This window comes from Pontibacter sp. YIM B11418, assembly GCF_059278805.1.
On record NZ_JCAEMH010000006.1, the window covers coordinates 146,426 to 172,278 of the forward strand.

Sequence of the window (25,853 nt, forward strand, 5' to 3'; positions counted from 1 at the left end):
GGGGGATTTGTACCTGGGTTATTCTATAGCGCGAGCGTCCTCGCTCGTGCTTATTATAGGTGGGCCTCCGGCCCTATTGTGAATTGCCTCAGCTTAGCAATAGGGGCCTGAGGCCGCACGCTAGCAAGTCACGAGGGAGGACGCTCGCGCCTTAGCTTCACCAATTAATAATCATCACGCTCAATGGCAGCCACACCTGGCAAGGTCTTACCTTCCATGTACTCAAGCAGCGCACCGCCACCGGTTGACACGTAAGACACACGGTCAGCATATCCCAGTTGGTTTACAGCGGCAGCAGAGTCACCACCACCAATCAGCGAGTAAGCACCACGGCGGGTTGCGTCTACCACGGCTTCGGCAACAGCCTCAGTGCCTACCGAGAAGTTTGACATTTCGAACACACCCATCGGGCCGTTCCACAGGATAGTCTTTGAGTTGCGGATCACGGCGGCATACATTTCGCGGGCGTTAGGTCCGATATCAAGACCCATCCAAAGCGGCTTGATATGGTGGCTGAGGGATGTATCAACGTTGGCATCGTTACTGAACTCGTCGGCGATGATGGAGTCAACCGGGATCATCAGGTTCACGCCTTTTTCTCTGGCCATCGCGATGAGGCGGCCAGCCAGCTCAACTTTATCTTCTTCCACCAGCGAAGAACCGATCTGTCCGCCGTCTGCCTTCACGAAGGTATAGCTCATGCCACCACCAATCAGCAGGTTATCCACGCGGTCCATTAGTTTCTCGATGATCAGGATCTTATCGGAGATTTTGGCACCACCCATGATGGCGGTATACGGGCGTTCGGCATTGTCCATCACGCGGCGGGCATTGTCGAGCTCAGCGTGCATCACATAGCCCATCACTTTATCGTTCGGGAAGTAGCGGGCGATCACAGCTGTAGAAGCGTGTTCGCGGTGAGCGGTTCCGAAGGCGTCGTTCACATACACATCACCCAGCGTGGAGAGTTCTCTTGCAAATTCCGGGTCGCCTTTCTCTTCGGCTTTGTGGAAGCGCAGGTTTTCCAGCAGCAGGATCTCGCCGGGCTTCAGTTCTTGGGCCAATTGTGCCGCTTCAGGGCCTACGCATTCAGTAGCAAACTTAACAGTAGTGTTGAATTCCTGTGAAAGACGGTCCACGAGGTGACGTAGCGAGTATTTCTCTTCCGGACCGGCTTTCGGGCGACCGAGGTGCGACATCAGAATCACAGCGCCGCCATCATTCAATATTTTCTGGATAGTCGGCACGGCCGCACGGATGCGGGTGTCGTCGGTGATGCGGTAGTCAGCATCGAGTGGCACGTTGAAGTCCACCCGGACCAAAGCTTTCTTGCCGGCAAAGTTATACGCGTCTACAGTTTTCATGTACTTGTCTTTTTCGTTAGTCTTACTCGTTTTTCGTTTTTGCGGAGTTTTTGTTTCCGGTAAGCGTAAATGGGTGTACAAATATAGCGAAAAGGGTATGAATTAATCCATCCCAGCCTTCCCCTAAGAACAGGGGAATCTTCGTGCATGATTAACATCCCCCTGCCCCCTTCGAAGGGGGACTTCTGCCATTGCCATTTCATAGGTATAAGTTTTATAGCACAGAACACTGGCAGGTATAGCAAAGGTGATTTGCACGCTCACTACGAAGGTATAGCTTAGCCCGGTGCACTTAAATGACTACCCACTGTTTGAGCGTTCAGCGAGTGGGGGTAGGGGCCCTCGATTTGGGGAGTCTTGACTTTTTTGCTTACTTTTTGTGTCAAGACAAAAAGTGAGTGCCCGCCGCACAGGCGAAGCAATGAAACAACTCAAGTAGCTATACCTGCAACAGCAATTACCACAAAGCAAAATAAGCTATACCTATGCCAGAGGCCCCACCATAGCACACACTAGCGAGGACTCTCGCGCCAAAAGGTATAATCCTCCCAGCTGCCAGTCCGGCAAACCACCTCCCCCTTGGTTAAACATCGAATTTCTACACCACCTCCACCGTTATAGGTATAGCAAGCATCATAAATCCCGATTTTGCTATGTAAATCCAAAAGCATCCTGTATCTTTTGCCCCTTAAAATACTGAGTGTATTTGTTACCTTTGCATACCATGAAAGTAGGAATAATATTTGGCGGACCATCCCGTGAGCGGGAGATTTCATTTGCAGGTGGCCGCACCGTGTACGATAACCTCGATAAAGCCCTTTTTGAAGCCGTTCCGGTGTTTGCCGACAGCCTTGGCAACTTCATTTTGCTGGACTGGCAGTACATTTACAAAGGCACGATCCGCGACTTTTATCCGCCGGTGGAGGCCCTGCCGGAGAGTGAGCACGGACTGCAGATCTACCTGGAGTCGTTAGGTGATATGACCGTAGAGGAGCAGGACCGCATTATTGCGAAAGCTGGGAAGCGCCTGTTGCCGCATGAATTCAAAAATCATTTCGACTTCGCTTTCCTGGCGCTGCACGGACCGTACGGCGAGGACGGCAGCATTCAGGGTTTGCTTGAGTGGTACCACATTCCGTATTCTGGCTCAGGTATACTCCCATCAGCGATAGGTATAGACAAGGCGGCGCAGAAGGAGATGCTCAGGCAGCACGGCTTCCCAACGCCGGATTACCGCAAAGTGCAGTACGCTGAGTGGAAGGATGTTAACAATCGTAAGCAGCTGTTCGAGTCGCTGGTAGCGGATCTGGGTCTGCCGCTGGTACTCAAGGCACCGCATCAGGGCTCTTCTATCGGCGTTTCCATTGTGAAGGAGCATAACTATGACCTGTTTGAGCAGGGCATGGACCGCAGTTTCTTTACCAAGAATATTTACAAGGCACAATGGCAGGCGCTGGGCGAGGAGAAGCAGGTAGCCAGCATGAAACAACTCGTGGATATCCGCGAGGGTATCGGCATGCCGGTGGTGCTGGAAAACGGCACGATCCTTTATCACCCGGAAGAGCTGTTGAATCACATCAACCATACCTTTACTACTACTGATACCGAAACCATCGTGCTAACCAGCGTGGAGCATGAGCAGCAGGTGCTAGTGGAGGCTTTCATCAATGGACGTGAATTCTCTTGCATCGTAGTGCAGGACGAGGCCAGTCAGCCGATTGCTTTGCCACCGACTGAGATTGTGAAAGGCAATGAAGTATTTGATTACCGCTCGAAATACCTGCCAGGTCTGGCACGAAAGATCACGCCGATCAATTTGCCAAGCGAGCAGATTCAGGAGATTCGTAAGGCCTGCAGCAAGCTGTTCGTGGACCTGGGTTTCAACGTGTATGCCCGTCTCGATGGTTTCATCACAGAAGAAGGCAACATCTTCCTGAACGATCCGAACACGACATCAGGTATGCTTCCGTCGTCCTTCTTCTTCCACCAGGCGGCGGAGATCGGCTTGAACCCATCGCAGTTCCTGACTTATATCATCCGTACCTCCGTGGCCGAGCGCCTCAAGTCTGGTAAGGACACGGTGGCACTGACCAAACTGCTGAGCAAACTCGATAATGCGATCCGTGAGGAAAATGCCCACCGCCACGACAAGATCCGGGTGGGGGTGATCATGGGTGGTTATTCATCAGAAAGACACATTTCGGTGGAAAGCGGTCGTAACATCTACGAGAAGCTTTCTTCCTCCACTAAATACGAGCCGCTGCCGATCTTCCTGACAGGTAGCAACGAGGCGCATCGTCTGTACAGTATTCCGATCAACATTATGCTGAAAGACAATGCTGACGACATCAAGGAGAAAATCCATCACTTTGAGGAGGGTGGTAAGCCGCATCCGGTGCTGCAGGAGATCATCAGCGAAGCAGAAGGCATCACGCGCAAGTATACGGGCAAGAGTCTGGATGAACCGAGCCGCCTGACCTATACCCAGTTGCAGAACATGGTCGATGCGGTGTTCATCGCCCTGCATGGTCGTCCGGGTGAGGACGGTGCTTTGCAGCAGGAGCTTGAGAAGCTGTCTATACCTTACAACGGTTCCGGCATCAGCTCTTCGCAGATCACGATCAACAAATACGAAACAAATGAGATTCTTGCCAAGCATGGGGTGCCGGTAGCGCATCACCGCATGGCCTGGAAAGAGGACTGGCTGAAAGATAAAGAAGCTTTCTACCAGAGTCTGGAGACCGAGTTCCGATATCCGTTTATTGCCAAGCCGGCCGACGATGGCTGTAGCTCGGCTGTGAAAAAGATCAAGAACCGCGCGGAACTGGACGCTTTTACAACCCTGATCTTCCGTGAAATGGAGGAGCTAGACACGGAATGCGCCAGAACACTGTCGCTTGGTTTCAAAGAAGAATTCCCGAACAAACAAGGCTACCTGGTGGAAACACTCATCAGCCGAAACGGCGCGAAACACTTCCTGGAAATCACCGGTGGTTTGCTGACCAGGTATGCACCGGATGGCACCGTGAATTACGAAGTGTTCGAAGCGTCGGAAGCTTTGGCTGAAGGCGAAGTACTGTCGCTAGAAGAGAAGTTTCTGGCAGGAGAGGGGCAGAACATCACCCCGGCCCGTTATGCACAAGACCCGGAGCGCCGCCAGAAGATCTCTGACCAGGTAAAAGAAGACCTGAAGCGCGTGGCCCAGATTCTGAACATAGAAGGCTATGCCCGCATCGACGCCTTTGTGCGCGTGCTGGATAACGACGAGGTGGAGACCATCATCATCGAGGTGAACTCCCTGCCAGGTATGACGCCGGCAACCTGTATCTTCCACCAGACCGCCATCAACGGCTACAAGCCTTACGAGTTCATCGACCGCATCCTTACTTTTGGTGTGGAGCGAAACGAACGGGCCAAGGAGCTGGAAGGGTATAAGTCGAGGAATGTGTAAGTTTGGAAGTTAGTGATTGAGTGAACTAGTGATTCAAGGGTTAACTGAGTTTTTGAATATGTAAGTCATCGTTCGACTAACTGTCTGAGTTAAATTTTTATTTTTGAATAACTAAATTCACTAATCATCCAACCACTAAATCACTAAAACAAAAATAAAAAAGTCCCGAAGGGGCAGACAATCAACAATAAATTAAATGTTAAAGACGAATTCATTTGTGGGGGTGCTGGTACATCTGGCTTTGATGGGAGTGATCGTGGCCGGGTTGATCTTCGGATTCTTCTACCTATACCTGCCGTCGGCCACCAACCACGGCGAGACTATTTCGGTACCGAAAATCACGGGCATGCAGCTGCCGGATGCGGAGCCTTTTCTGGAAGAACAGAACCTGCGCTACTTCGTAAACGACTCCAGCTATCACCCAGAGTACAAGCCTTTTGAAATTCTGACGCAAGATCCGTCACCGGGCTCCAAAGTGAAGGAGAACCGCAAGATCTACATCAGCATCAACATGAAAAACCCGCCAATGATCAAGATGCCCAAGCTGATTGACGGGTCGGTGAAGAATGCAGAGCTGATCCTTAAAAGCTACAACCTGCGTCGCGGAAAGATAACCAATGTGCCTGACCTGCAGCATGGTGCTGTGCTGAAGCAGTTTGTGAACGGTAAAGAGATACAGCCGGGCGACCAGGTGCCGAAAGGCGCTGTAGTAGATCTGCACGTGGGCGACGGTTTGGGTAACACCGAGTTTGAAGTGCCTGATGTGGTAGGTATGCCACTCGACGAAGCTTCGGTGCTGCTGGTTGGGCAGAAACTCCAACTGGGCAATATCATTTATGTGGCAGGCAGCGGAAAGCCGGACGGTACGATTGTTCGTCAGCGTCCGATCGCCGATGTGAAAGCCAAGATACGAACAGGTGAGCTGGTGGATCTTTGGGTGGCCGGCGAAGAGCCTGTGCAAGGTATAGACTAATAAATGCGCCCGCTAGTGACTGTGACGGGCGCATTTTATATAAGTTAAGGTATGGGTATAAGACAGTTTCTGTTGACGATGGTACTGCTCTGCTGTGGCTCTTTTGCTTCGGCTCAGAGCGTACTAACGCCCTTGCAGCAGGATCCGCAGCGTATACCTACAAGCAGTACCTATCAACTCCGCACAGAGAACGATCCGCTTTCTCTACCGTTTTTCGATGATTTCTCCGGTGCTATGATCACCCCTGATCCAGCTTACTGGATCAACGGCGGCACTTACGTAAACAACCGCTTCGCACTTCGGCCGGTGACACGGAATGTGGCTACGTTCGACGGACTCAATGCGCAGGGAATTCCCTATGGCAGCAACATCGCTGGTCCGACCGACACGCTTACTTCACAGCCTATCCGATTGGGAGGGTTCACCCCGGCTGACTCGGTATACCTGAGCTTTTACTGGCAGTCTGGTGGGCAGGGGAGTGCGCCGGAACGAAACAATAACAACCCGCGTTTTTTGCGCCTGGAGTTCAAAGATGCCGACAGCACCTGGGTACAGGTATGGCAGCAGACCGCGCCGGGACTGGTTACGGAGTTTGCACAGGCTTGGGTAGCGGTTCGGGAGCAACGCTTTCTGCACGACGAATTTCAGTTCCGTTTCCTCAGCGAAGGCACCCGCAATGCCCTGCGCGACGTCTGGAACCTGGACTACGTGGAGCTGAACCGCAACCGTCGTCGTGGCCAAAACACCACCCGCGACATCGGCATCAGCGAGAGCGTTTCGTCATTGATGGATTATACCGCAGTGCCCGCCCGTCAGTTTCTGGCTAACCCCGAGCTATACCTACGCGATGAGATATCCGCCAGCCTGAATAACTTGGGCGACCTGCCGGGAGCCATTGCCTGGCGTGCCTTTATACAGCAGGTTGGCGCTTCGCCGGTCGATACCTTCCTGCGGGAAGAAGGACTTATACCTGGCCAGGCACGGCAGCGCCCGATAACTGCAACACCGCGCATCAGCAATCTTAACCTCAATCCGGAGAGCTTTGTGTTGGAGCACGGTTTCTGGCTCGATACAAAAGAACAGAACGCCCGGCAGCGCGCCAATGACAGCACCTTACAACCTACCACCTTCAGCGATTACTTTGCCTTGGACGATGGCACAGCCGAGGCCGGTTATAGTAGTCTCTATACCTATGGCAACACGCAGGTTGCGCAGCGCTTCGAAGTGGTTGCTCCGGATCAGGTACGGGCATTCCGGGTGCATTTCCCGCAGGTGGGCGTGCAACATAACAACATCTCCATCGTCTTCCGCATCTGGGCAGACGACAACGGACGTCCGGGGCGCACCTTGCACGAACAATCTTTTAAGGTGCAGCAGAACGAGGGGCTCAACACTTTTTATGAAGTGGAGCTGAACCAGCCGGTTCCGGTAGAGGGTACTTTTTATGTCGGCTTCAGTCAACCTGCCACCTTATACCTGAATATCGGCTTTGACCGCAATGCCGGAACCACCGGACGCCTGTTTTACAACACAGTAGTTGGTGGCTGGCAGCAGGATTCTGTCAACGAAGGTGCTGTTATGCTGCGCCCTGTGATGGCCGGGCAGGCACTGGGTCTGGAAGAAGAAGCGCTCGAGGCAAGTCTGCAGGTATACCCGAATCCCAATACCGGCATTCTGAATTTCTCAGGTCCTTACCGTTCTTTTTCGCTCTACGACGTAACCGGGCGCGAGATTCTGCGTCATAAAGCAACAGTCTGGCAGGAACCAGTACGTCTCCCAAGACTTTCGCCAGGCTTATACACCATCCGAATTGAAACCGACCATCATACATTCACTACCAAACGCATCCTACTAAAATTATGATTACAACAGACATTACGGCTGAGGAACTCAAGGAAAGACTCGCCAGGGGGGAAACGCCCATCATCATTGACGTTCGCGAAGACTGGGAGCACCAGGAAAGCAAAATTGAAGGCGCACAGAACATCCCGCTGGGAGCTTTGCCGCAACGCCTCGATGACATTGAAGACTACAAAGACCTGGAAGTGATCGTGCATTGCAAGTCCGGTATGCGCTCGGCTTCTGCCAAGGCTTTTCTGCAGCAGCAGGGGTTCAAGCAGGTTCGTAACCTGGTTGGAGGAATTACTGGCTACCAGGGGTAAGGATGAGTATGGAGTATGGCGTGAGCGTTCTCGCTCGTGTCTGCTTTAGAAGGGGCCTTTGGCCCCTTTTTCTATTAGGTATTACTTGCTCATGCTAAGGTGAATATGGCTTTTGCAGGTATAGCAATGGGTACGTTGTAGCAACAGCTTTAGCTTTAGCAACTAGTTTTGTTTTATAGCTTCGCCTGTGCGGCGGGTACCTACTTTTTTCCTTGATGAAAAAATCGAGGGCCCCTACCCCCAGTAAGCAAAAAAGTCAAGACCCTCCAAATCGAGGGCCCCTACCCCCACTCGCTGAACGCTCAAACAGTGGAGTGTCGTAAAGGTGAACCGGGCTCAGGAGATTTGTTACATAGCTCAAGGGGCAAGTTACTCTTGCTATACCTGCCAGTGGCGCGTGACAGTAACGGCAACGCTTATACCTATTAATTGGTAGCGGCAAAAGTCCCCCTTCGAAGGGGGCAGGGGGATGTTAATCGTGCACAAGAAACCGCAGTTGTAACGCTTATACCTGTCAGATAGCAGCTACAGACTCCTTCCCCTGTTTTTAGCGGAAGGCTGGGATGGGGTGAAAGTTCCCCCTCCTGATTTTAGGAGGGGCAAGGGGGAGGTTACTCAATCACAAAAGGCGTCGGACTAAAGCAAAGCAGGAAAATCACGAAAGCCAATATCCCCAACACCTTCCTACCACGCGTTAACTGTGCTTCATTCGGGCAGGAGGGGTGGAAGATGCCCATCAGTCGTGAGAGCAGCAGACCGAAAACCAGCCAACCGCTATAGCCGTCGGCTGTAGGGTATAGCCAGGAAATTGCAACCTGCACGACCAAGACGATCAATACTAAATAAGTGGTAAAGCGCAGTTTCGGGGTGGCGGGCTCCAGCACAAAGAACAGATAGAGCACATACAGCGGCCATACCCAAATGTAACCTGCCACTTCCGGGAAGGTCTCAGCCAGGCTGTACTGCGCCAGCAGCATTCCAAACGCCGCCATCAGGCCATGCCGGTTGTCGTGCAGAATGCCCCGGAAGGCAAAAAACACGAAAGGAGCCAGTACTACCAAAAGGCTGTCATCCCAAAGCGGCTCCTGGTGCGGGGAGATCATCCCCATTCCGGCATACAGGATAAACAAACTGAAGAAAATAGGGGAGAGCTGGTTGAAGCGCTTATACCCGATCAGGCCGTAGAGTACGTGACCGCCGTCCAGCTGACCGATGGGCAGCAGGTTGAGGGCCGTGAAGAACAAAGCCAGGTAGCCCGCAAAGAGCAGCGGATAATGGATCACTTCATAGGCATTGGGCACCAGCGCCGGGTCTGCCACATACCTTTCGAAGAACAGAAAGAGCAGGTTCTTGCCGAGCGAGAAATTACCATCACCCTGGTATACATACTGGGCATAGTCGAGACCGAATTGCTGGTACTCCGGATGGATCGTAAAGATAAAATCCGGGTCGGGCAGATGTGTGAAGCCATACCATAGCAGCGGGATCGCCACTGCAAAACCCGCCAGCGGACCGGCTATACCGATGTCGAAGAATTGCTGCCGGGAGAAGATGCGGCTCCTGATCCGGATGAAAGCCCCCATGGTGCCGATGGTAGACGTGATGCCAAACCACAGTGGAATGTAATAAGGCAATGATACGTCGGCCCGGTAGCGCTTCGCGGTGAAGTAATGCCCGAACTCGTGTACCGTGAGCACGCCCAGGAAAGGTATAGAGAAGTATAACCCGGCTGCCAGTTCGGCCCAATTAAAAGTACCCGTCCACGAAAAGCCCTCCGGCCCCCAGAAGAACAACTTGCCAGAACGCCACTCGGCCCCGGCAATGGTTGTCGTGATCAGGGTGAGCACAAAGAGCAGCAGGTGCAGGCTATACCTGTTTTGCTGCTTAGGAAACCGCATCCCTGAACACCTGGTTGATAGTGAGCGGCGGCTCTAAGAAGAGTGTCTGCAAGCCCACTTTTCGGGCACTCTCGATGTGCTGGATGCTGTCGTCGATAAAGAGCGTTTCTTCACGCTTCAGGTCGTTCTGTTCCAGTATCTGCTCAAACACAATGGCGTCGGGCTTGCGCTGACCGATCAGGTGCGAGTAGTAGGCCTGCTCAAACAGCGAGTCGAGACTCGGCATGGTGAAGCTGTGTTCCACCATCTCGTTGAAACGCTTCATATGGATGGCGTTGGTATTGCTGAGCAGGAAAATGCGGTATTTTTTGCCCAGCTCACGTACCAGCTCAATTCTTTCAGCCGGAATGTCGAGCAACATGGCATTCCAGGCATCGTCTATCTGCTGGTCGGTGGCGTCGAGGTGGTAGGCTTCGCGCAGGTGCTGACGAAACTCTCCGGGGCTGCTGTTGCCGGTCTCGAAGAGGTCAAACAGGTGAGACTGTGCGCGTTGGCTGTACTCGATGGTATGGCCTTCGGTGCAATACTGCTCCAGTTCGCGTATGCTTTTATGGTAATCTATGTTAATGATGACCCCGCCAAGGTCGAAGATGATGTTTTTAACAGTAGTCAGGTCCACGAAATTTTTTGGTCTGGTATTTGAAATTGTCCCTACAAATATGTAGAATTGCACTCCCAAATCAAAGGAAGCACCTTCTTTTAAGGGAACGGGCCTATAGCTCATTCGGTTAGAGCAACTGACTCATAATCAGTAGGTGGCTGGTTCGATTCCAGCTGGGCCCACAGAAAATCAAGCACTTATCTCGCAGAGAGGTAGGTGCTTTTCTGTTTGTAACCATTCCCTAGGATATATATGTTAGAGTTAGGTTAATATCCGAAAAGCTGCAAAACTTGGTTACTTTTCTCTAACTGCAACGTTTTTCTTCTGCTCTAATTCTCTGATAAAATGGATATCTACCTCAGTAATTAATGCACTGACATGACATCATAGTCTTGATCTCGACTCCGAATAATACCCCATCCCCTAGCAAAACAAACGCCGCCTCCTTTAGGAGAGCGGCGTTTGCTAAACACTCAACTAAACAAACTTCTTACTTATCCCACCACACACGGCCATACAGGTTATCCTGTCCGCCGAACTGGCGCTGTACTGCCTCGTTGTAGCTGGCAGCGTTATTAAAGGATTCTGTGGCCGGGTAGCTGTTGCGGAGGGGCACCGCTTTGCCGTCAGGCTCCACCAGGTTGGCAGGGTAGCCGGTGCGGCGCCATTCAGCCCAGGCTTCGTAGCCGTGCATGAACAGGTGTATCCAGCGCTGCGTCGCGATCTGCTCGATGGCGTTGCCCGGATCGTATGCAACACCTTCCTGGCTGAGTAAATCTGAAGCGCCAGCTGCGCTGCCCGTCCACTGCACCAGCGACTGCTCAATAGCTTTGTTGTAATTTATTTCAGCTTCTGCATCGCCACCGGCAATCCAGCCACGCTTGGCGGCCTCTGCTTTGGCAAACAGGGCTTGTGCGTAAGTAACCAGCTGTATGTGTGCGTCCTGCTTCCAGATGGCTGGGCCCATTAGCGAGTAGTTGGTTACGTTTGGCAGACCTTCCATTGTGCCAAAAGGCAAGCCTCTGTATTCACCTGAGGTGCGGGCCGGCGTGCCGTAAACCTCCAGTCTTGGGTCATCTACTGGCTTCAGCTCGTTCACAAGCGTTTCGGTCAATGCCCACCACTCCCGGTTCTGGTTCGATACCTGCCCGTACCAGTAGCTCTGGTTGTTGGCATCGGCCAGGTGACGGAACACCAGGTTGTCTGCATTGGAGGTCATGATACCGGCCTCCAGGGCTTTGTTGAACTCAGCGGCACCCTTGGTAGGGTCCACTTCCGACAGGCGCAGGGCCATTAGCATACGTATGGTGTTACCAAGGCGCTTCCACTTGTTAATATCGCCGTTGTACACGATGTCGTTGGAGATATTACCGGTCGTGATCTCGCTATTGGCCTGGTCAAGCAAGGTGAACAGGCTGGTGTAGATCGATTCCTGGGTGTCGTACTGCGGCGTGAAATTTTCGGCGCCTCGCAGGGCCTCACTGTAAGGTACATCTCCCCAGCGATCTGTCATGTGCCAGAAATAGTAAGCTTTCAGGATCTTGGCCACTGCCAGCTGGTTATTCACAGGCCCTTCGGTCGCGCTCAGATTAGAAGTCGTCAGCACTGTTTCCAGGTTTATGAGTGGCCCCTGGTAAATCCAGTAAAAACTGGTACCACCATCCGGGTATAGGGACGCGCCCGGGTACTGTGTCTCGGACAGATACTGAGCATGAAACTGGGCAGAAGGCGTGGCACTCAGGCTCGACAGCGAAAGCGCCGCATTGGCAATCAGCTGCGTACCCGAGGAAGTGCTCGGCTGATTCGGGTTAGTATTAATGTCCTCGTCAAACTTATCGCAGCTCGCCAGCAAAAAGCACGACAAAAGAACTGCATATATTTTCTTCATTCTCATCTTCCTTATAAAGTAATGTTTAGGTTAATGCCGTAAGAGCGTACTGAGTTGGTCATACCTGACTCGTACCAGCTGATGGACTGGGAGCCGGTTGAAATCTCGGATGGGTCGATGCCTTCCGGAGCTTTCTGCCACAGTTGAGCCACGTTACGGGAGATCAGGGCAACACTCACTGTCTGGAACGGCAGACGGCCCAGCATAGACTTGTCGAGGGTATAGCCTAGGCGTAGTTCGCGCAGCTTGATGTAAGAAGCGTCGTAGAGCCACTCTTCGTACACGCGACGTCCCACTATGGTGTTGTAGTATGACTGCGCGCTCACGTAGTTAGAGGCCGGCTGACCGCTCACATCTACACCACCCACTGTCGTGCCCGGAGCGTAGATACCTTCTACTTTCACACCGCCACCTGCTTCCAGCGGATCGCGTACATTGGCGCCGCGGTCGTTGGTAGCCACCGTGAGTGGGTCTTGCCCGGTACGCACGGCCAGCATTTTAGAACGGCTGAAGAACTGGCCGCCAAACTGGTAGTCGATCATAGCAGAGAGGTCGAACTTCCAGATCTTAAAAATGTTCTGCCAGCCACCTGTCGCATCAGGCTGCACTGTACCGAAGTTGTGGGTAGCATCGGTATAGAGCGGCATGCCGTTGGAACCAATCAGCTTCTGGCCGGTAGCAGGGTCACGCTGGTAAGCCTGGCCTATAAGGCTACCATAAGGCTGGCCTTCGTAGGAGTTGAGATAGGAGGTAACAGAGGAGTAAGTGGTAGAGTAATGCGTCAGCACGTCAATTTCCGGGTGAAGCTCAACCACCATGTTACGGTTGCGGCCTGCATTGAAAATACTGTTCCAGGTAAAGTTTCTCGACTGAACCGGCGTACCGGACAAAGCCACTTCTATACCTTTGTTTTCAATCAGACCTGCATTAATTGTTGTGGAGCTATACCCGCTCGTACCGGATACCGGCAGGCGCAGGATCTGGTTTCTGTTTTTCTGCTGATAGAGCGTCAGGTCCAAACCTAAGCGGCCATTAAGGAAGCGCACGTCCAAACCAGCTTCATACGAATGTGCGAATGATGGCTCTACAAACGGGTTATTCAGGTTATCCGGCACCGACAGCGTGTTCACGCTGGTGGCTCCTGCATAGACAGTGCCCACGGAATAGAACGGAGAGATTTCGTAAGGACCAAGGTCAGAGCCTGCCTGTGCGTAGCTGGCGCGGATTTTACCGAAAGAAAGCGGCGACCAGTCGATCAGCTCACTGAATACCACGCTACCTGATACAGATGGATACCAGTACGAATTGTTGTCTGGTGGCAGGGCAGAGGAGATGTCGTTACGCAATGATGCGTCGATGAAGTACGTGTCTTTATACCCCACAGAAGCCATACCGAACATACTGCGGATTTGCTTGCGACGCAGATACTGGTTCGTGCTCGGACGGTCAATGGAGCCATCGATGTGGTAGAAGCCCGGTGTAGCCAGTCCGCCCACCGATGCCATAGAAAGGTAGGTATAGCGGGTGTCGAAAATGTTGCCACCGGCATTTACGTTAAGCGAGAAGTCGCCGAACTCTTTGTTGTATTGTGCCAGCAACTCGTAGTTAGTATCGCGACCCTGGTACTTACCAGTTGTGAAAGCCGGTACTCTTCTGCCACCAAAAGCCTGGCGGGTTTCAATGTTCTGGGTATAGCTGTCGTTGCGTACAAAACCGCTCACTTTCAGCGAAGGCAGGATCTGGTAGGTCAGGCCTACGTCGCCGAACACACGCTCGCGGTTATCGTTGCTGATGTTCTCGTATGCCTCGAAGTAAGGGTTGTTCCAGTACAGAGCATTGAAGTTAGTAACCTCACCAGTGGCTGTGCTCGGTCTGCGCAGGTTCCAGTTCAGGAAAGTACCGTCATCGTATTTGTAGTTCTTCATGCGCTTCATGTCCACGTTGCGCTGGAACCACTGCACCATGTAGCGGGCGCCGTACTCCGAGCCCTGCGAAGGACGCTGGGCATTGTTGCGGGCGTAGTTGATGTTGGTAGACACCGTCATCTTTTTAGAAAGGTCCAGGCTGCCGCTTAGGCCCACGTTGTTTCGGTTTAGGAAGGTGTTTGGTTCTACACCTTCTACGCGGGTGTCGTTCACGCTCAGGCGGAAGGTACTGTTCTCGTTACCACCTGTTACAGTCACACCATTATTCAGATTATAGCCTGTCTCGTAGTAGTCCTGAATGTTATCAGGATGCGGTACGAAAGGCGTCAATTGGCCGTACTCCGGATCCTGTGGGTAGAAGCTGTATACCTGACGAACGGGTGTGCCGTCCATCTTAGGTCCCCAGCTTTCATCTACAGAGAAGTCCACATATTTGTCGCCGTTTGGCAGGGTACGCCAGGTCTGGCTGGAGCCGCCACCATACATGTTCTGCAGCGGCATAAAGTTCACAGCTTTTTCTACTGAGAAAGCAGAGTTGATCTGTACACCAACTTTTTTCGCGCCTTTCTGGCCTTTCTTGGTCGTGATCATGATCACACCATACTGACCGCGTATACCATACAAGGCAGAGGCAGCAGGGCCTTTCAGCACGTTGATCGACTCGATGTCTTCCGGGTTAATGTCCTGCGCCAGGTTACCGTAGTCAGCCTGGTCGGCACCGGCAAAGTTGGCGTTGGAAATCGGGGTGCCATCCACCACTATCAGGGGCTGGTCGCCACCATTGAGGGAGTTTACGCCCCGGATTTTAATTTTTTGAGTACCGCCCATGCTGGCGCCGGAAGAACCTGTTACCTGCACGCCTGCCACTTTACCGGACAACGAGCCCAGCACGTTCTGCTCTTTGGTCAAAGTCAGGTTTTCGCCCTGCACTTGCTGCGTAGCATAGCCCAGGGAGCGCTCGCTACGCTCAATGCCTAGCGCCGTTACAACTACTTCGTCGAGTTGCCGGGCATCGGTTTGTAGACTGACATTGATGGTGCTTTGGTTGCCAACCGCTACCTCCTGGGTAGTATAGCCCAGAAAGCGGAAAACAAGTGTAGCATTGGCTTCGGGCACGCGAAGTTGGTAATTGCCCTGCGCATCGGTGGCGATGCCAATTGTTGTGCCTTTAACGGCAACACTTACCCCAGGCAGGCCATTGCCCGTCGAGGCTTCTGTCACCCTACCGCTTACTGCCCTGTCCTGGGCAAAGGCGCTGGCGGACCAGAGTACCATAAGCGGCAAAATGATGGAAAGTAGTTTTTTCCCCATAATTCAATAATTTGTTTTAAAAATAGTAAGGTTAGATCCGTTGAATATAGGGTATATTTAATTAATATAAAAGTAATATTGTCTTAACATAGTGCGTATTTGTGCAGGTATAAAAAAACACCCCGCATCAGGCCGTAGCCAATGCGGGGTGTTTTTAGCTGTTAAAGGCTTATTTAGCTTATAGCGAGTCGATCCATTTCTTCAGATCACCTTTTGCTTTGCCGGTCCTCTGCTGGAGTTTGCCGAGCCATTCGTCTTGCTGTCCTTCCTGGTAAGTCAGGTCATCTTCGGTCAGGTCAGCGTAAGATTTTTTGATCTTACCTTTCAGTTCATTCCAGTTTCCTCTGGTTCTATATTCTGCTTCGTGCATTTTATTCTTAGCTTAAAATTAAACAAACTTATACCTTAATATACGAGTGAAACAGGACAGTCGTTCGAAAAGCGGCTAGATCCACTTCTTGAGCAGACCGATCAGGTCGCTTTGCTCAAATGGCTTGCAGAGGTAATCGTTCATGCCGGAAGCCAGACTATTCTCGATGTCGCTGCTGTAAGCGCTGGCTGAAAATGCAATGATCGGGATGCCGTAGTTCTCCTGCCGCAGGGTGCGCGCCGCCTCCAAACCACTGATGCCGGGCATCTGCACATCCATGAAAATCAGATCAAACTGCTGCGCACGCACCAGGTCAATGGCTTCCTGTCCGCTAAAGGCTGAAGTCACCTGCGCACCAAAGTTCTCAAGCACCGTTTCGAGCAGCATCACGTTGATCTCGTTGTCATCCACCACCAGCAGGTGCTTGCCTTCGGGCACTGTGTAATGGCCGTCATCTACTGCCTCCTGCTGCGGTGCTTGCTGGGTCTGCATGCGCATCAGCCGAATGGTGAACCAGAACAGAGAGCCTTTCTGCTGCCCGGGCAATGGGCTGATGACCTGCAGGTCGCCCTGCAGTAGCCTGACCAGCTTCTTGCTGATGGCCAGCCCAAGTCCTGAGCCGCCGTATTTGCGCGAAGTGGACTGGTCGGATTGCGTAAAGGATTCAAACACCATCTGCTGCTTCTCGGCAGGTATACCTATACCTGTGTCGCTGACGGAGCAGTAAAGCAGCAGCTCGCCGTCGGGCAACTGATCTGCTTTGAACAGCACCTCAATGCTGCCCGCTTCTGTAAACTTGATGGCATTGCTCACTAAATTGACTACCACCTGGCTGATGCGGGTAGGGTCACCGATTGCCCATTGCGGTACAGAAGCATCAAACGAGTAGGAAAACGTAAGTCCTTTGCCTTCGGCCAGGTGCCGATAGGGGCTTAAACTGGCTTCCAGGCTTTCACGCAACTCAAACGGAATCGCCTCGAGATGAATCTTGTTCTGCTCCACCCGGTGCAGGTCCAGTATGTCGTTGAGCAGTTTGGTGAGCGTGGTGCCCGACGATTTGATCAGGTTGATGTATTGTTTCTGGGTGTCATTCAGCCCGGTGCCTTGCAGCAGGTCCGTGAAGCCCATGATGCCGTTGAGCGGCGTCCGGATCTCGTGACTCATGCTGGATAGGAAATTGCTTTTGGCTTCGTTCGCCTCCTCGGCTTTGCGTTTGGCCTTGCGCAGCGCTTTTTCGTTTTGCTTCAGCTCGGTGATGTCTTTGGCAACGATCAGCACACCATCCACTTCTTTGTAACTGTTGCGGAGATGTGAGAACGAACAGGAAACGGGGATTTCCTGGTTTTGTTTCGTCCTGAAGAGCAGTTCCTTGTTCAGGCACTTGCTATGAGAGCGGCATTGCTCCATCAGCGAGACCAGCGTGGGTACATGGGCTTTGGGGAGTAGCACAGACAGGTGTTTGCCCTGCAGCTCATGCTCCTTGTAGCCGAGCGCCTCCTCCAATGATTCGTTGACTGATCTGATCGTAAAGTCAGTATTCAAAATAAGGAGCATGTCCACTACGCCGCGGTAAATGCTCTGCATAAAGTCCCGGGATACGGTAGAGCTTTTGAGCTCTTGCCCCAGCATGTTTATACCAGCAATGACGGCATCCATTTCGTCACCCGTTTCGGAAGTGTCGATCTGGTAATCGAAATTTCCGTTGGCAACTTCGGTGATCAGTGTCATGATCTCCTCTATTCTTTCTTTCAGTACTTTCACTTGTTCTAGTTTTGAACCGCTTGCGGCGGTGCGGTGCTATTCTTTTTCTACGGCAAAAGTGGCCCCCATCATTTCCAGTACAAAGTTATCTTTACTCTGGTAATAACCGACTTTAGGGTAAGGTGTTGCGCCGACTTTCTTTTTTTCGAGGGTGGCAGATATCCCCATGTTCACCTGGGTGCATTGTAAGGCATTGGCGCGCTTTATCACCTGGTAAAGCGTCTGCCTGTACACGCCGTAGGTCATCAGGTATTCGTAGTCCATCCCGATCAACATAAAGCTGTACACATTTGCGGCATTCTTATGGCAGAATGCTACCGCTACCGGCTTACGGTTGATCGAGTACTCTTCTTTAATATAGAGTACGATAAACTCCCAGGACTCGCTCTCATTGAGCAGCTGAAACATCTTCTCTGGGAACAGAAAGTTGTTGATGGCAAAGTTGTTGGCCTTCACATTGCGGAACAAGGCCATGGCGTGCTGTAGCTCCTCGCTGCCCAGCTGGTTCTTAATGACCACATCGTAAAAGTGCTCGTTGCGCTTGATTTTCTGGACAAAGTTCTCGCGCCCTTTCTTGGAAAGCGTTTTTCTGAAGCTTCCCTCGTCTGTCCAGTTCAGGTTCTCTACCACGCATGATTCCGGCAAGTGCATTTTCACGAAATCCTGCTCCACCATAAACTCATCCAGTTCCGGGTCATTGTCGTCGAGGTCGCGCAGCAGGATGCTGCTGGCCTGGTGGGCTTCCTGCTCTTTGCTTAACGCTGTGAGCAATGCCTTTAGCGCCATTTTCCAGTGAGGGCTGTTGCGGTCCAGGTATAGGTGGTTGCCCTCGGTAAACAAACTGCCCAGCACGATGCCGGTTGTGGTGAGGTAGTAGGGGTTGGCCTCCCGCTCCCGCTCCAGCGCTTTGGAGATAGACGCCTGCGAGAACATGTCCTCTTTCAGCAGGGAAATGGCCGCAAAGGTCATCAGCACGACTTTCCCTTGCTGGTCCTGTACGGTATAGTAACGGAATGTCCAGTTATTTTCATTCTCTGGGTTGTTGCTGAACGAATTTTCCAGGAAGCGCATGCCTTCCCAGTCAAACATACCCCGGTAACCGAGGTGTTCGTTCCAGAGCGCTGCCTCGATCTGGGTGATAGAGGTATAGGACTGCAGGCTGATACCAGAGGAAGCTGCTGGTGCTGTAGGCTGCACAGCAGGTTGATCCAACGCCGGCATTTTAAAGGCTTTCCGGATGTTTTCCTGGCTCTGGTTTGTGGCAGCCAGGGCCAGGTGAAAATGCAGCTGCAGCTTGCGCACCAGCTCTTCTATGTCTTCATCGGCGTTCGTGAGCGAAATAGTGATCCGCACCCCAATATTTTTGGCCGGTACTGCCGGGAAAGTAGCCAGATTCACGTACACGCCGTCTTGCAGCAGGGCCTGCACCAGGTGGTTGCCCATCTCCATGGTGCCCGTGCCGATATAGAAGATCGGGCTCTCGCTTTCGTGCACTAGGGGCAGGTCGGTTTGCCTGAGCAGGGAGTTGAAGTAAGCGATTTTGCGTTGCAACTCTTCCTGGTAGGTATAGATCTCGTCGCTCAGGTGAATTTTGGCGGAGGCAATGGCCGCTCCCAGCGTGGCGGGCTCTATCTGCACCGAGAAAGTGAGGGGGCCCCCGAAGTTGTTGACTCTGTTATACCACTGCTCATTCGGAAAAAGCGACAGACCGCCGCAGGCCCCGAAGGCCTTGCCTAAGTTGGCGGTCAGGATCATTTTACGGTACAGGCCTTCAGGCATTTGGCTCATGGCGTAGCCTGCGCCGTTTTTGCCTGCCCAGCTTGCGCCATGCGCGTCGTCCACATATAGGTATAGCTGCTCGTACTTTTCAGCCAGCGCTATCAGTTCCTTGATCGGGGCAAAGTCGCCGTACATGGAGTACACGCTGTCGGCCATGTACCAGATGCGCTCAAATTTGCCACGCTGCTTTTTAATGCGGTCTTCGAGCATTTCGAGGTTGTTGTGGCGCACCATCTCCACATTCACCCCCTGGCTCAGCAATTTCTTAACCGCCTCCTGCACGCTGGCATGCACTTGGTGGTCCAGTATAACGAGGTCCGCCTGGCGGATGATGCTAGGTATAACGGTGAGGTGCGAAAGTGTACAATTTTTAGAGATAACAACCGGAGCATCATACATTTGCCTGATCAGCGCCTCCAGTTCGCTATACAACGGGTTGGAGATGTAGGTGCGCGACATCGGGAACTGCGTGCCGTAGCGCTCGATCGCCTCAATGGCCCCGCGCTTTACCTGCGGGTGGTGTTCCAGCCCCAGATAGCCACAGGTACCGAAGTGTAGTACCCGTTTCCCATGCAGTGTTAAGTGCTGACCACTAAGTGTTTGGTCCTCAGCATGCAGGTGGATGATTCCCTTTTTTTTAGAAACAGAAAGTACGGAGTCAACCGTATCAATGATGTTATTATGTCGTATCTTTGCCATGTGTTTTGCTATGTCCGCATTGTCGGTATGGCCTAACAAGCAAACGATAAATCCAATTCAAATCTGAATGGCAAATTTCGAAAAAGAATACGAAAAGAGTCCAATTAAAACAGATTGCCTCGAACTTTATTTGAAGGGGGGAATCTTGTATTGTATTTATAATGAGGTAAAAGAGCTCAATCTTGAAAAAGCCCGTGTATGTGTGCAGGACCGTCTGAAGTACATTGGCGAGCAGGTATACCCCAGCTTGTTCGACATCACGCGTGTGAAGCATTCCACGAAAGATGCGCGCGACTATCTAGCCGACGAAGGCAATGCAGGTGTCTCAGCCAGTGCTATTTTGGTGAGCTCACCGATGGTTAAGATGGCAGCCAATATTTATATACATGTGAACAGGCCTAAAAACCCCACGTTGATGTTCACGAACCAGGCAGAGGCGGTTGCTTGGCTGGAGCAATTCAAAAGATAGTCAGACGAAGTTGCGATTCATGTGGAATTGCCATTGCTAAGAAAACAAAAAACCCTCCTTAGCGGAGGGCCTTTTGCTGGTTAAGGGTTATAGGGTAAAATTTTAGTTCATGCCATTGCCGTCGCCTTGCTTGGCGTCGTCGTTGCGGATGCTCTTCTTGCGCTTAGGCGCGCGCTGCTGGTCCATCTTGCCGAATCGGTAATCGAAGCTCACACGGAATCCGCGGTTGAAGTTGTTGATGCGGATCTCCTGGCTATAGGCTCTAGGATTGGTCGGCGATTCCTCTACACGCACATCGTTGCGCATGCGCATGCTCTCTCTGAAAGGGTTGTCCAGGCCCAGGCTGATGCCGCCCTTTTTGTCGAACAGCTCCTTCTTGATGGCGATGGTATGGTAAGAGAAGGCAGCGAACTCACCCAGCAACTGGATGCGGCGGGAGTTGAAGCCACCGTTAAACTGTGCAGTGATGCCCTTTCCGAAGGTATAAGACGAGTTGGCGTTGATGTTGTACATCCAACCACTGTTGCTGGCATACTTTCCGTTCAGGTCTACAAAATAGAAATTAGAGCTACCGCCGATCGTCCAGTTGTTGGTCGGTTTGGTGTTTCCGAACAAGCTCACGCCATAGGTTTTGTTTTTGGCGATGTTGTCGAACGAAAGGGTTGTCACATCCACAGGCAGACCGCTCGCATCTGTTTCCCGATCAATTGTCGCTACCGTCTCGATAGCGTTGTCAGTATGGCGCACGTAGCCGGTCACGTTGATCGAAGTGGTCTTGAAGAAGGTACTGTAGCCCAGTTCAAATAAATCAGTTAGTTCTGCATCGAGTCTAGGGTTACCCTGCACACGGGTGTTGGAAGTCTGCTCCTGCACGTATGGGTTAAGGTAGAACAACGACGGACGCTGGATACGCTGTGTGAAGTTGGCACGGAAGGTATGCTTCTGCTTCAGGTTGTACGACAAGGCCACGCTAGGTATAAAGTTGTCATAGTCCAGGCTGTAGTCATTGTCACCCTGCAGGTCGGCATGGATGTCTGTGAACTCGTAGCGACCACCCATTTTCACGTTCAGTTTTTTCTTTAGCATGAAGCCGTACGTCATATAAGTAGAGTACACATCCTGCTCATAAAAGAAGGCATCGGTGCGGCGGGTTTCGTCTCCGGAGCTGAGAATGTCGCGGTACAGGGCGTCACTTTCCACGTCGCGGAAAATGGACTTGGCACCCAGTTCTAGCAAGGACTTGTTGGCGAACGGATGGGTATAGTCCGCCTGGAAAGTCAGTTCTTTGTTAGCGCCTTCATTCAGGTTGCGCTTCAGCAGATAAGGATCGTTGCCCTCGTTCAGATAGTCCTGGCGGATGTCGTTGTCGGTGTTGGTTACCGAGTAAAGCGATAGGAGCGCAAGTTCCTGTCCCTGCTTGCTGAACGTGCGGGTGTAGTCGAGGTTATAGTCCGTACCGATGCGCTGGTTGCGGTTGCGGATCTCGTTTCGGAAGTCCTGGATCAGGTTGTCGCCTTCTCGGCTGGTCACTTCCTGGTCGTTTTCCATCCGGAAAGTACCACCGTTGCTGCGGATGCTGCCCGATATGTTGTTCTTCGGCGTGAGGTCGTAGTCAAAGCCTACCAGTGCATTCATGAACTTGCCATTGATGCGGGTTTTGCCAAACTGGTTGCTGGTTGTGTTGCCAGCGAAGATGGTGTTAGTCATGTTGCCGTGGTTGTAGAACATGTTGCCACCGAAGGTGCCGTTGATGCCAAGTTTGCCGCGACGAATGTTGAGACTGGCGTTGGCGTTGCTGCCGCGTGTACCGGCCGTGGCTGCCACCGAGCCGGTCACGCCTTGCAGACCACCGTCTTTTTTGGTGATGATGTTGATGATACCGGCTGTACCTTCTGCATCATACTTGGCAGATGGGCTGGTGATCACTTCCACCGACTTGATCTGATCGGCAGGGATCTGCTTAAGGGCATCGGCCACACTACCCGCCATGATAGCCGAAGGCTTGTTGTTGATAAGCACGCGCACGTTCGAGCTGCCCCGAAGCTGCACGTTACCGTCGTTGTCGAGCGCCAGGGAAGGCACTTTCTGCAGTACATCGGCTGCGTTGCCGCCCGAGTTGGTGATGTCCTTCTCGGCGTTGTACACCGTGCGGTCGATTTTCTCTTCTACCAGCGGCTTCTCACCTGTGATAACCACCTCGCTCAGCTTTTTGGCGTCAGAGGCAATGGCCACCGCGCCCACGTTTACGCTGGCGTTGTCAGACGATATGGTGACATCCTCTACCAGCTTTTGCTGATAGCCCAGGAAGCTTACCTGCAGCCGGTATTTGCCCACGCCTACCTTGCTGATCGTAAAACGTCCCTTGTCATCAGCCATCGCGCCGTCGATCGGTTTGCCCGTCGCCAGGCTGATCAGGGCGACAGTGGCGAACTCCACTGGCTTTTTGGTGTCAGCGTCCTGCACAATGCCGACGATGGTAGCGTTTCCACGCGGCGCGGCCATACCTGCTGCGGCATTTTGCGGAGCAGCCTGCGGTGCCTGCGCGAGAGCCGGTACAGTGCTCAGTCCCAATAGGGCAAGCAGCAGGCTCTTTTTCATAGTTTTTTCTAGTTGGCGTAAATGTGTTCTATTCATATCTCCGGTCTTCCGTAATAATTGCTTTAGTAAAGGAAAAGCTAGTTTTTGAGTCCTGAAAACAGAATATACCAAGGCACCGCTTTTCTATATGAATAGCCTAATATAGCCTATTAGCCCTTCGTCGGGAAATAGGGGAGGTTGGTGGAGGGAAAGGGGATTGTAGGTATAGCTGCTGCCATTGCAGGGATAGCAAAGCGCAACTTGTAGTTGTGCATGGAGCAAGTTTGCAGCTGGCGTAGCTTACGTTTGCAGGTATAGCGAACTGAATTGCTTTGTAGCTTGCCCTGGCCGGGCGGGCCCTACTTTTTGTCTTGACACAAAAATCGAGGGGCCCTACCCCCAGTAGGCAAAAAAGTCAAGACTCCCCAAATCGAGGGCCCCTACCCCCACTCGCTGAGCGCTCGAACAGTGGGTAGTCATTTAGGTGCACCTGGTACAGGTGATCTGTTTCATAGCTGCAGGGGCAAGTTTGTCTTGCTATGCCTGCCAATGGTCATCTGCTATAGAACTTTAAAATAGCAGCTACAGAAAAGTCCCCCTTCGAAGGGGGCAGGGGGATGTTAATCGTGCACACGAAACCGCAGCTACAACACTTATACCTGAAATTGAGTGGCTTCAGGAAATCCCCTCTTGAGAGGGGTGTGTTATAGCAACTGGTTAACCTCCCTTCAACCAAGATCCTTTCAGGATGACAGAGAGGAACTGGTATAGCCAAATCACCTTCCCCTGTTTTGGGGGCAGGGGCCCTCGACAAAAGGGGAAGGCTGGGATGAGGTAACTAAAAGAGGCAGCTACCTGCCTAACTACACAACCTCAAAAGAATGCGTGATCGTGGCAGTTTTATAAAGAATAGCCGCTACAGAGCAGTATTTCTCCAACGAAAGCTCAATCGCACGACGCACCTTGTCCTCGTCCAACTGTCCGCCTAGCTTGAAATGAATGTGGATGGTGCTGAAAAGGTTGAACTCCTGTACCTTCTGGCGCTCGGCCTTTATATTGATGTCGAAGCTATCGATCGGCTGGCGCTGCTTTTTGAGGATGCTGATGATATCAATGGCGCTGCAGCCGCCCAGGCCCATGAGCATGAGCTCCATTGGGCGGGCACCCTGGTTGTGGCCGCCGATCTCGGGGTTGGCGTCTATGTTAATGGCTACGTTGGCTGCGCCTCTGGCTTCAAAATGATAGTCCTGGTCTACGCGGGTGAGGTTGATCTCCATATTGGTATTTTCGTTTTCTAAGACCCGAAGGTATACATTTATACCTTTTACACAAAGTCAGGCGGCCAGGCGTGTCACGTACTTCACCAGCGAACGCTTGGCGATGGGCAACAGCGCGCTGTCGAGCGGACAGGGTACTTTGGCGACCACCACAAAGGTGGCGGGGTTGGGCAGTTCCTGGTTTTCTCTGACCAGCTCTACCTTCAGGTTTTCGTACGTCTGAGCCAGGCCGCGGCGCACCGTGCGCAGTAGTTGGGTGTTGATGCCCCGGTACTTCTCGTAGGTGTTTTCGAAAACAGTGATGCGGTACACGTATACCTGTGTTTCCTTGCCCGGAAAGGCGTCCAGGAAAAGGTAGCCCTCGTTGAAGTACATCGGCGTGATGCCCACAGGATTGATCTCGAGGTGGCGTTCGATGAAGTCATACAGCTCCTTGCCCTCGCTCACGGCCTCCGTGAAAAGCGGTGCGGCATACTGGATCACCTCCTCGATCTGGGCCATGGTTTCGTCATCCTGCACGATCTTCTCATACACCAGTTCCAGTTTTTCAAAATCGGCGCGGGTGATTTGCTGCGGAAAGGACTCGTACACCAGTTTCTTGTGCTCCTGCACTTGTTTTAGGTGGCGGTAGTGCATGATCAGGTCCGAAAAAACGGGGTAAAGGCGCTGTTGTCCGAACTCTGAGCGAACTGCCTGCAGGTAGGCCAGCAAACGATATTTCTTGTATTCAAAGTCAAGCAATCCTTCTGTCAGCCAGTTGATAGGTAAGTTTTGCATAACGGTTAGCATTGGGTGAATATGCATAAAAACGAGCCGGACGGATGCTATGTTGCTTCCACCGACGGGTTTGCCCGGGTAAACTTTAATGCCTTGCCTCCGTTTAAATTCAGCATTGGGATGCCACTTAAAAGGCTTCCTGCATTCAGAAAATACACTTAAGACAGAACATGAACTATACAGAGAATTTCGAAGGAATCAAGATTGATGTACAGGCGGTAGACATTTCGATCTCGGACGACGTGCAGCAGCATATCCGCAATACCATTACCAAACTAAAGCGCCACGCCAAGAAGATCGACTCAGTGGACGTGTACTTTAAAGAAGAGGCCAACCACGCCACTGACTCCAAAAAGCTGAGCATGCGCGTAGGTATACCGGGCAACGATGCTTTCGCCGAGGACGACGGCGACAACTGGTACGAACTGCTCAAAAACGTAGAAGAAAAACTCAAGCGTCAGCTCGAGAAAAGATAAGCCGACAGGCACCGCAAAGCAGACCCGCTGCCAGGTTAGGTATAGCACCAACCGGCAGCGGGTTTGCTGTTAGGTATAGGCAGGCATCAGATCAT

At 52.2% G+C, this 25,853-nt stretch carries 17 protein-coding genes and 1 tRNA gene; 7 read left to right on the forward strand and 11 right to left on the reverse strand.

Going from position 1 to position 25,853, the window contains the following annotated elements:
- Nucleotides 1-164: 164 nt before the first annotated feature.
- Nucleotides 165-1,364, reverse strand: coding sequence for a phosphoglycerate kinase (locus AC4QZR_RS15680; RefSeq protein ID WP_494481764.1), 1,200 nt, complete (start codon nt 1,362-1,364; stop codon nt 165-167).
- 724 nt (nt 1,365-2,088) lie between these two features.
- Between AC4QZR_RS15680 and AC4QZR_RS15685 the strand changes: the two genes are divergently transcribed.
- The 4 genes from AC4QZR_RS15685 to AC4QZR_RS15700 all read left to right on the forward strand — a co-directional run bounded on the left by AC4QZR_RS15685 (nt 2,089) and on the right by AC4QZR_RS15700 (nt 7,950).
- Nucleotides 2,089-4,815, forward strand: coding sequence for a D-alanine--D-alanine ligase family protein (locus AC4QZR_RS15685; protein ID WP_494481765.1), 2,727 nt, complete (start codon nt 2,089-2,091; stop codon nt 4,813-4,815).
- A 196-nt stretch (nt 4,816-5,011) separates the two neighbouring features.
- Entirely contained in the window at nt 5,012-5,788 is a 777-nt protein-coding gene (locus tag AC4QZR_RS15690) for a PASTA domain-containing protein (protein ID WP_253405260.1), read from the forward strand.
- Nucleotides 5,789-5,839: 51 nt separating this feature from the next.
- A complete protein-coding gene (locus tag AC4QZR_RS15695) occupies nt 5,840-7,651 on the forward strand; it encodes a T9SS type A sorting domain-containing protein (RefSeq protein ID WP_494481766.1) in 1,812 nt (603 codons plus the stop codon).
- Nucleotides 7,648-7,950 carry a rhodanese-like domain-containing protein gene (locus AC4QZR_RS15700; protein ID WP_494481767.1) on the forward strand — a complete coding sequence of 101 codons (303 nt, stop codon included), beginning with the start codon at nt 7,648-7,650 and terminating at the stop codon, nt 7,948-7,950. Before AC4QZR_RS15695 ends, AC4QZR_RS15700 begins: the two co-directional genes overlap by 4 nt.
- 611 nt (nt 7,951-8,561) lie before the next feature.
- Here the strand turns inward: AC4QZR_RS15700 and AC4QZR_RS15705 are convergent.
- Both AC4QZR_RS15705 and AC4QZR_RS15710 read right to left on the reverse strand, forming a co-directional pair.
- On the reverse strand, nt 8,562-9,848 hold the full coding sequence (locus AC4QZR_RS15705) for a site-2 protease family protein (protein ID WP_494481768.1): 1,287 nt from the start codon (nt 9,846-9,848) through the stop codon (nt 8,562-8,564).
- Nucleotides 9,835-10,467, reverse strand: coding sequence for an HAD family hydrolase (locus AC4QZR_RS15710; RefSeq protein WP_494481769.1), 633 nt, complete (start codon nt 10,465-10,467; stop codon nt 9,835-9,837). The genes AC4QZR_RS15705 and AC4QZR_RS15710 overlap by 14 nt, the downstream gene beginning before the upstream one ends.
- A 90-nt stretch (nt 10,468-10,557) precedes the next feature.
- On the opposite strand from AC4QZR_RS15710, the gene AC4QZR_RS15715 reads away from it, so the two are divergent.
- Nucleotides 10,558-10,631, forward strand: a tRNA-Ile gene (locus AC4QZR_RS15715).
- 308 nt (nt 10,632-10,939) lie between these two features.
- On the opposite strand, the gene AC4QZR_RS15720 is transcribed toward AC4QZR_RS15715, so the two are convergent.
- From AC4QZR_RS15720 to AC4QZR_RS15740, 5 genes are all read right to left on the reverse strand, one after another.
- On the reverse strand, nt 10,940-12,337 hold the full coding sequence (locus AC4QZR_RS15720) for a SusD/RagB family nutrient-binding outer membrane lipoprotein (protein WP_494481770.1): 1,398 nt from the start codon (nt 12,335-12,337) through the stop codon (nt 10,940-10,942).
- Between the two features lie 11 nt (nt 12,338-12,348).
- Nucleotides 12,349-15,573 (reverse strand): SusC/RagA family TonB-linked outer membrane protein, encoded by a 3,225-nt coding sequence (locus tag AC4QZR_RS15725; protein ID WP_494481771.1) that lies wholly within the window; start codon nt 15,571-15,573, stop codon nt 12,349-12,351.
- A 178-nt stretch (nt 15,574-15,751) separates the two neighbouring features.
- Entirely contained in the window at nt 15,752-15,943 is a 192-nt protein-coding gene (locus AC4QZR_RS15730; RefSeq protein ID WP_253405301.1) for a CsbD family protein, read from the reverse strand.
- Nucleotides 15,944-16,018: 75 nt separating this feature from the next.
- Nucleotides 16,019-17,704: a PAS domain-containing hybrid sensor histidine kinase/response regulator gene (locus tag AC4QZR_RS15735; RefSeq protein WP_494481772.1), complete on the reverse strand. Its 1,686-nt coding sequence runs from the start codon at nt 17,702-17,704 to the stop codon at nt 16,019-16,021.
- Nucleotides 17,705-17,740: 36 nt separating this feature from the next.
- Nucleotides 17,741-20,182, reverse strand: a complete 2,442-nt coding sequence (locus AC4QZR_RS15740) for an aminotransferase class I/II-fold pyridoxal phosphate-dependent enzyme (RefSeq protein ID WP_494481773.1) — start codon at nt 20,180-20,182, stop codon at nt 17,741-17,743.
- Nucleotides 20,183-20,249: 67 nt separating this feature from the next.
- On the opposite strand from AC4QZR_RS15740, the gene AC4QZR_RS15745 reads away from it, so the two are divergent.
- Nucleotides 20,250-20,651, forward strand: coding sequence for a DUF7793 family protein (locus AC4QZR_RS15745; RefSeq protein WP_494481774.1), 402 nt, complete (start codon nt 20,250-20,252; stop codon nt 20,649-20,651).
- A 102-nt stretch (nt 20,652-20,753) separates the two neighbouring features.
- Here the strand turns inward: AC4QZR_RS15745 and AC4QZR_RS15750 are convergent, their stop codons facing one another.
- The 3 genes from AC4QZR_RS15750 to AC4QZR_RS15760 all read right to left on the reverse strand — a co-directional run bounded on the left by AC4QZR_RS15750 (nt 20,754) and on the right by AC4QZR_RS15760 (nt 25,282).
- Nucleotides 20,754-23,249 (reverse strand): TonB-dependent receptor, encoded by a 2,496-nt coding sequence (locus AC4QZR_RS15750; RefSeq protein ID WP_494481775.1) that lies wholly within the window; start codon nt 23,247-23,249, stop codon nt 20,754-20,756.
- A gap of 842 nt (nt 23,250-24,091) precedes the next feature.
- Nucleotides 24,092-24,505 carry an OsmC family protein gene (locus AC4QZR_RS15755; RefSeq protein ID WP_494481776.1) on the reverse strand — a complete coding sequence of 138 codons (414 nt, stop codon included), beginning with the start codon at nt 24,503-24,505 and terminating at the stop codon, nt 24,092-24,094.
- A 57-nt stretch (nt 24,506-24,562) separates the two neighbouring features.
- Complete coding sequence (locus tag AC4QZR_RS15760; protein ID WP_494481777.1) at nt 24,563-25,282, reverse strand: hypothetical protein; 720 nt, start codon at nt 25,280-25,282, stop codon at nt 24,563-24,565.
- A 170-nt stretch (nt 25,283-25,452) separates the two neighbouring features.
- Between AC4QZR_RS15760 and hpf the strand changes: the two genes are divergently transcribed.
- Entirely contained in the window at nt 25,453-25,758 is a 306-nt protein-coding gene (gene hpf / locus AC4QZR_RS15765) for a ribosome hibernation-promoting factor, HPF/YfiA family (RefSeq protein WP_188500183.1), read from the forward strand.
- Nucleotides 25,759-25,853: the final 95 nt, after the last annotated feature.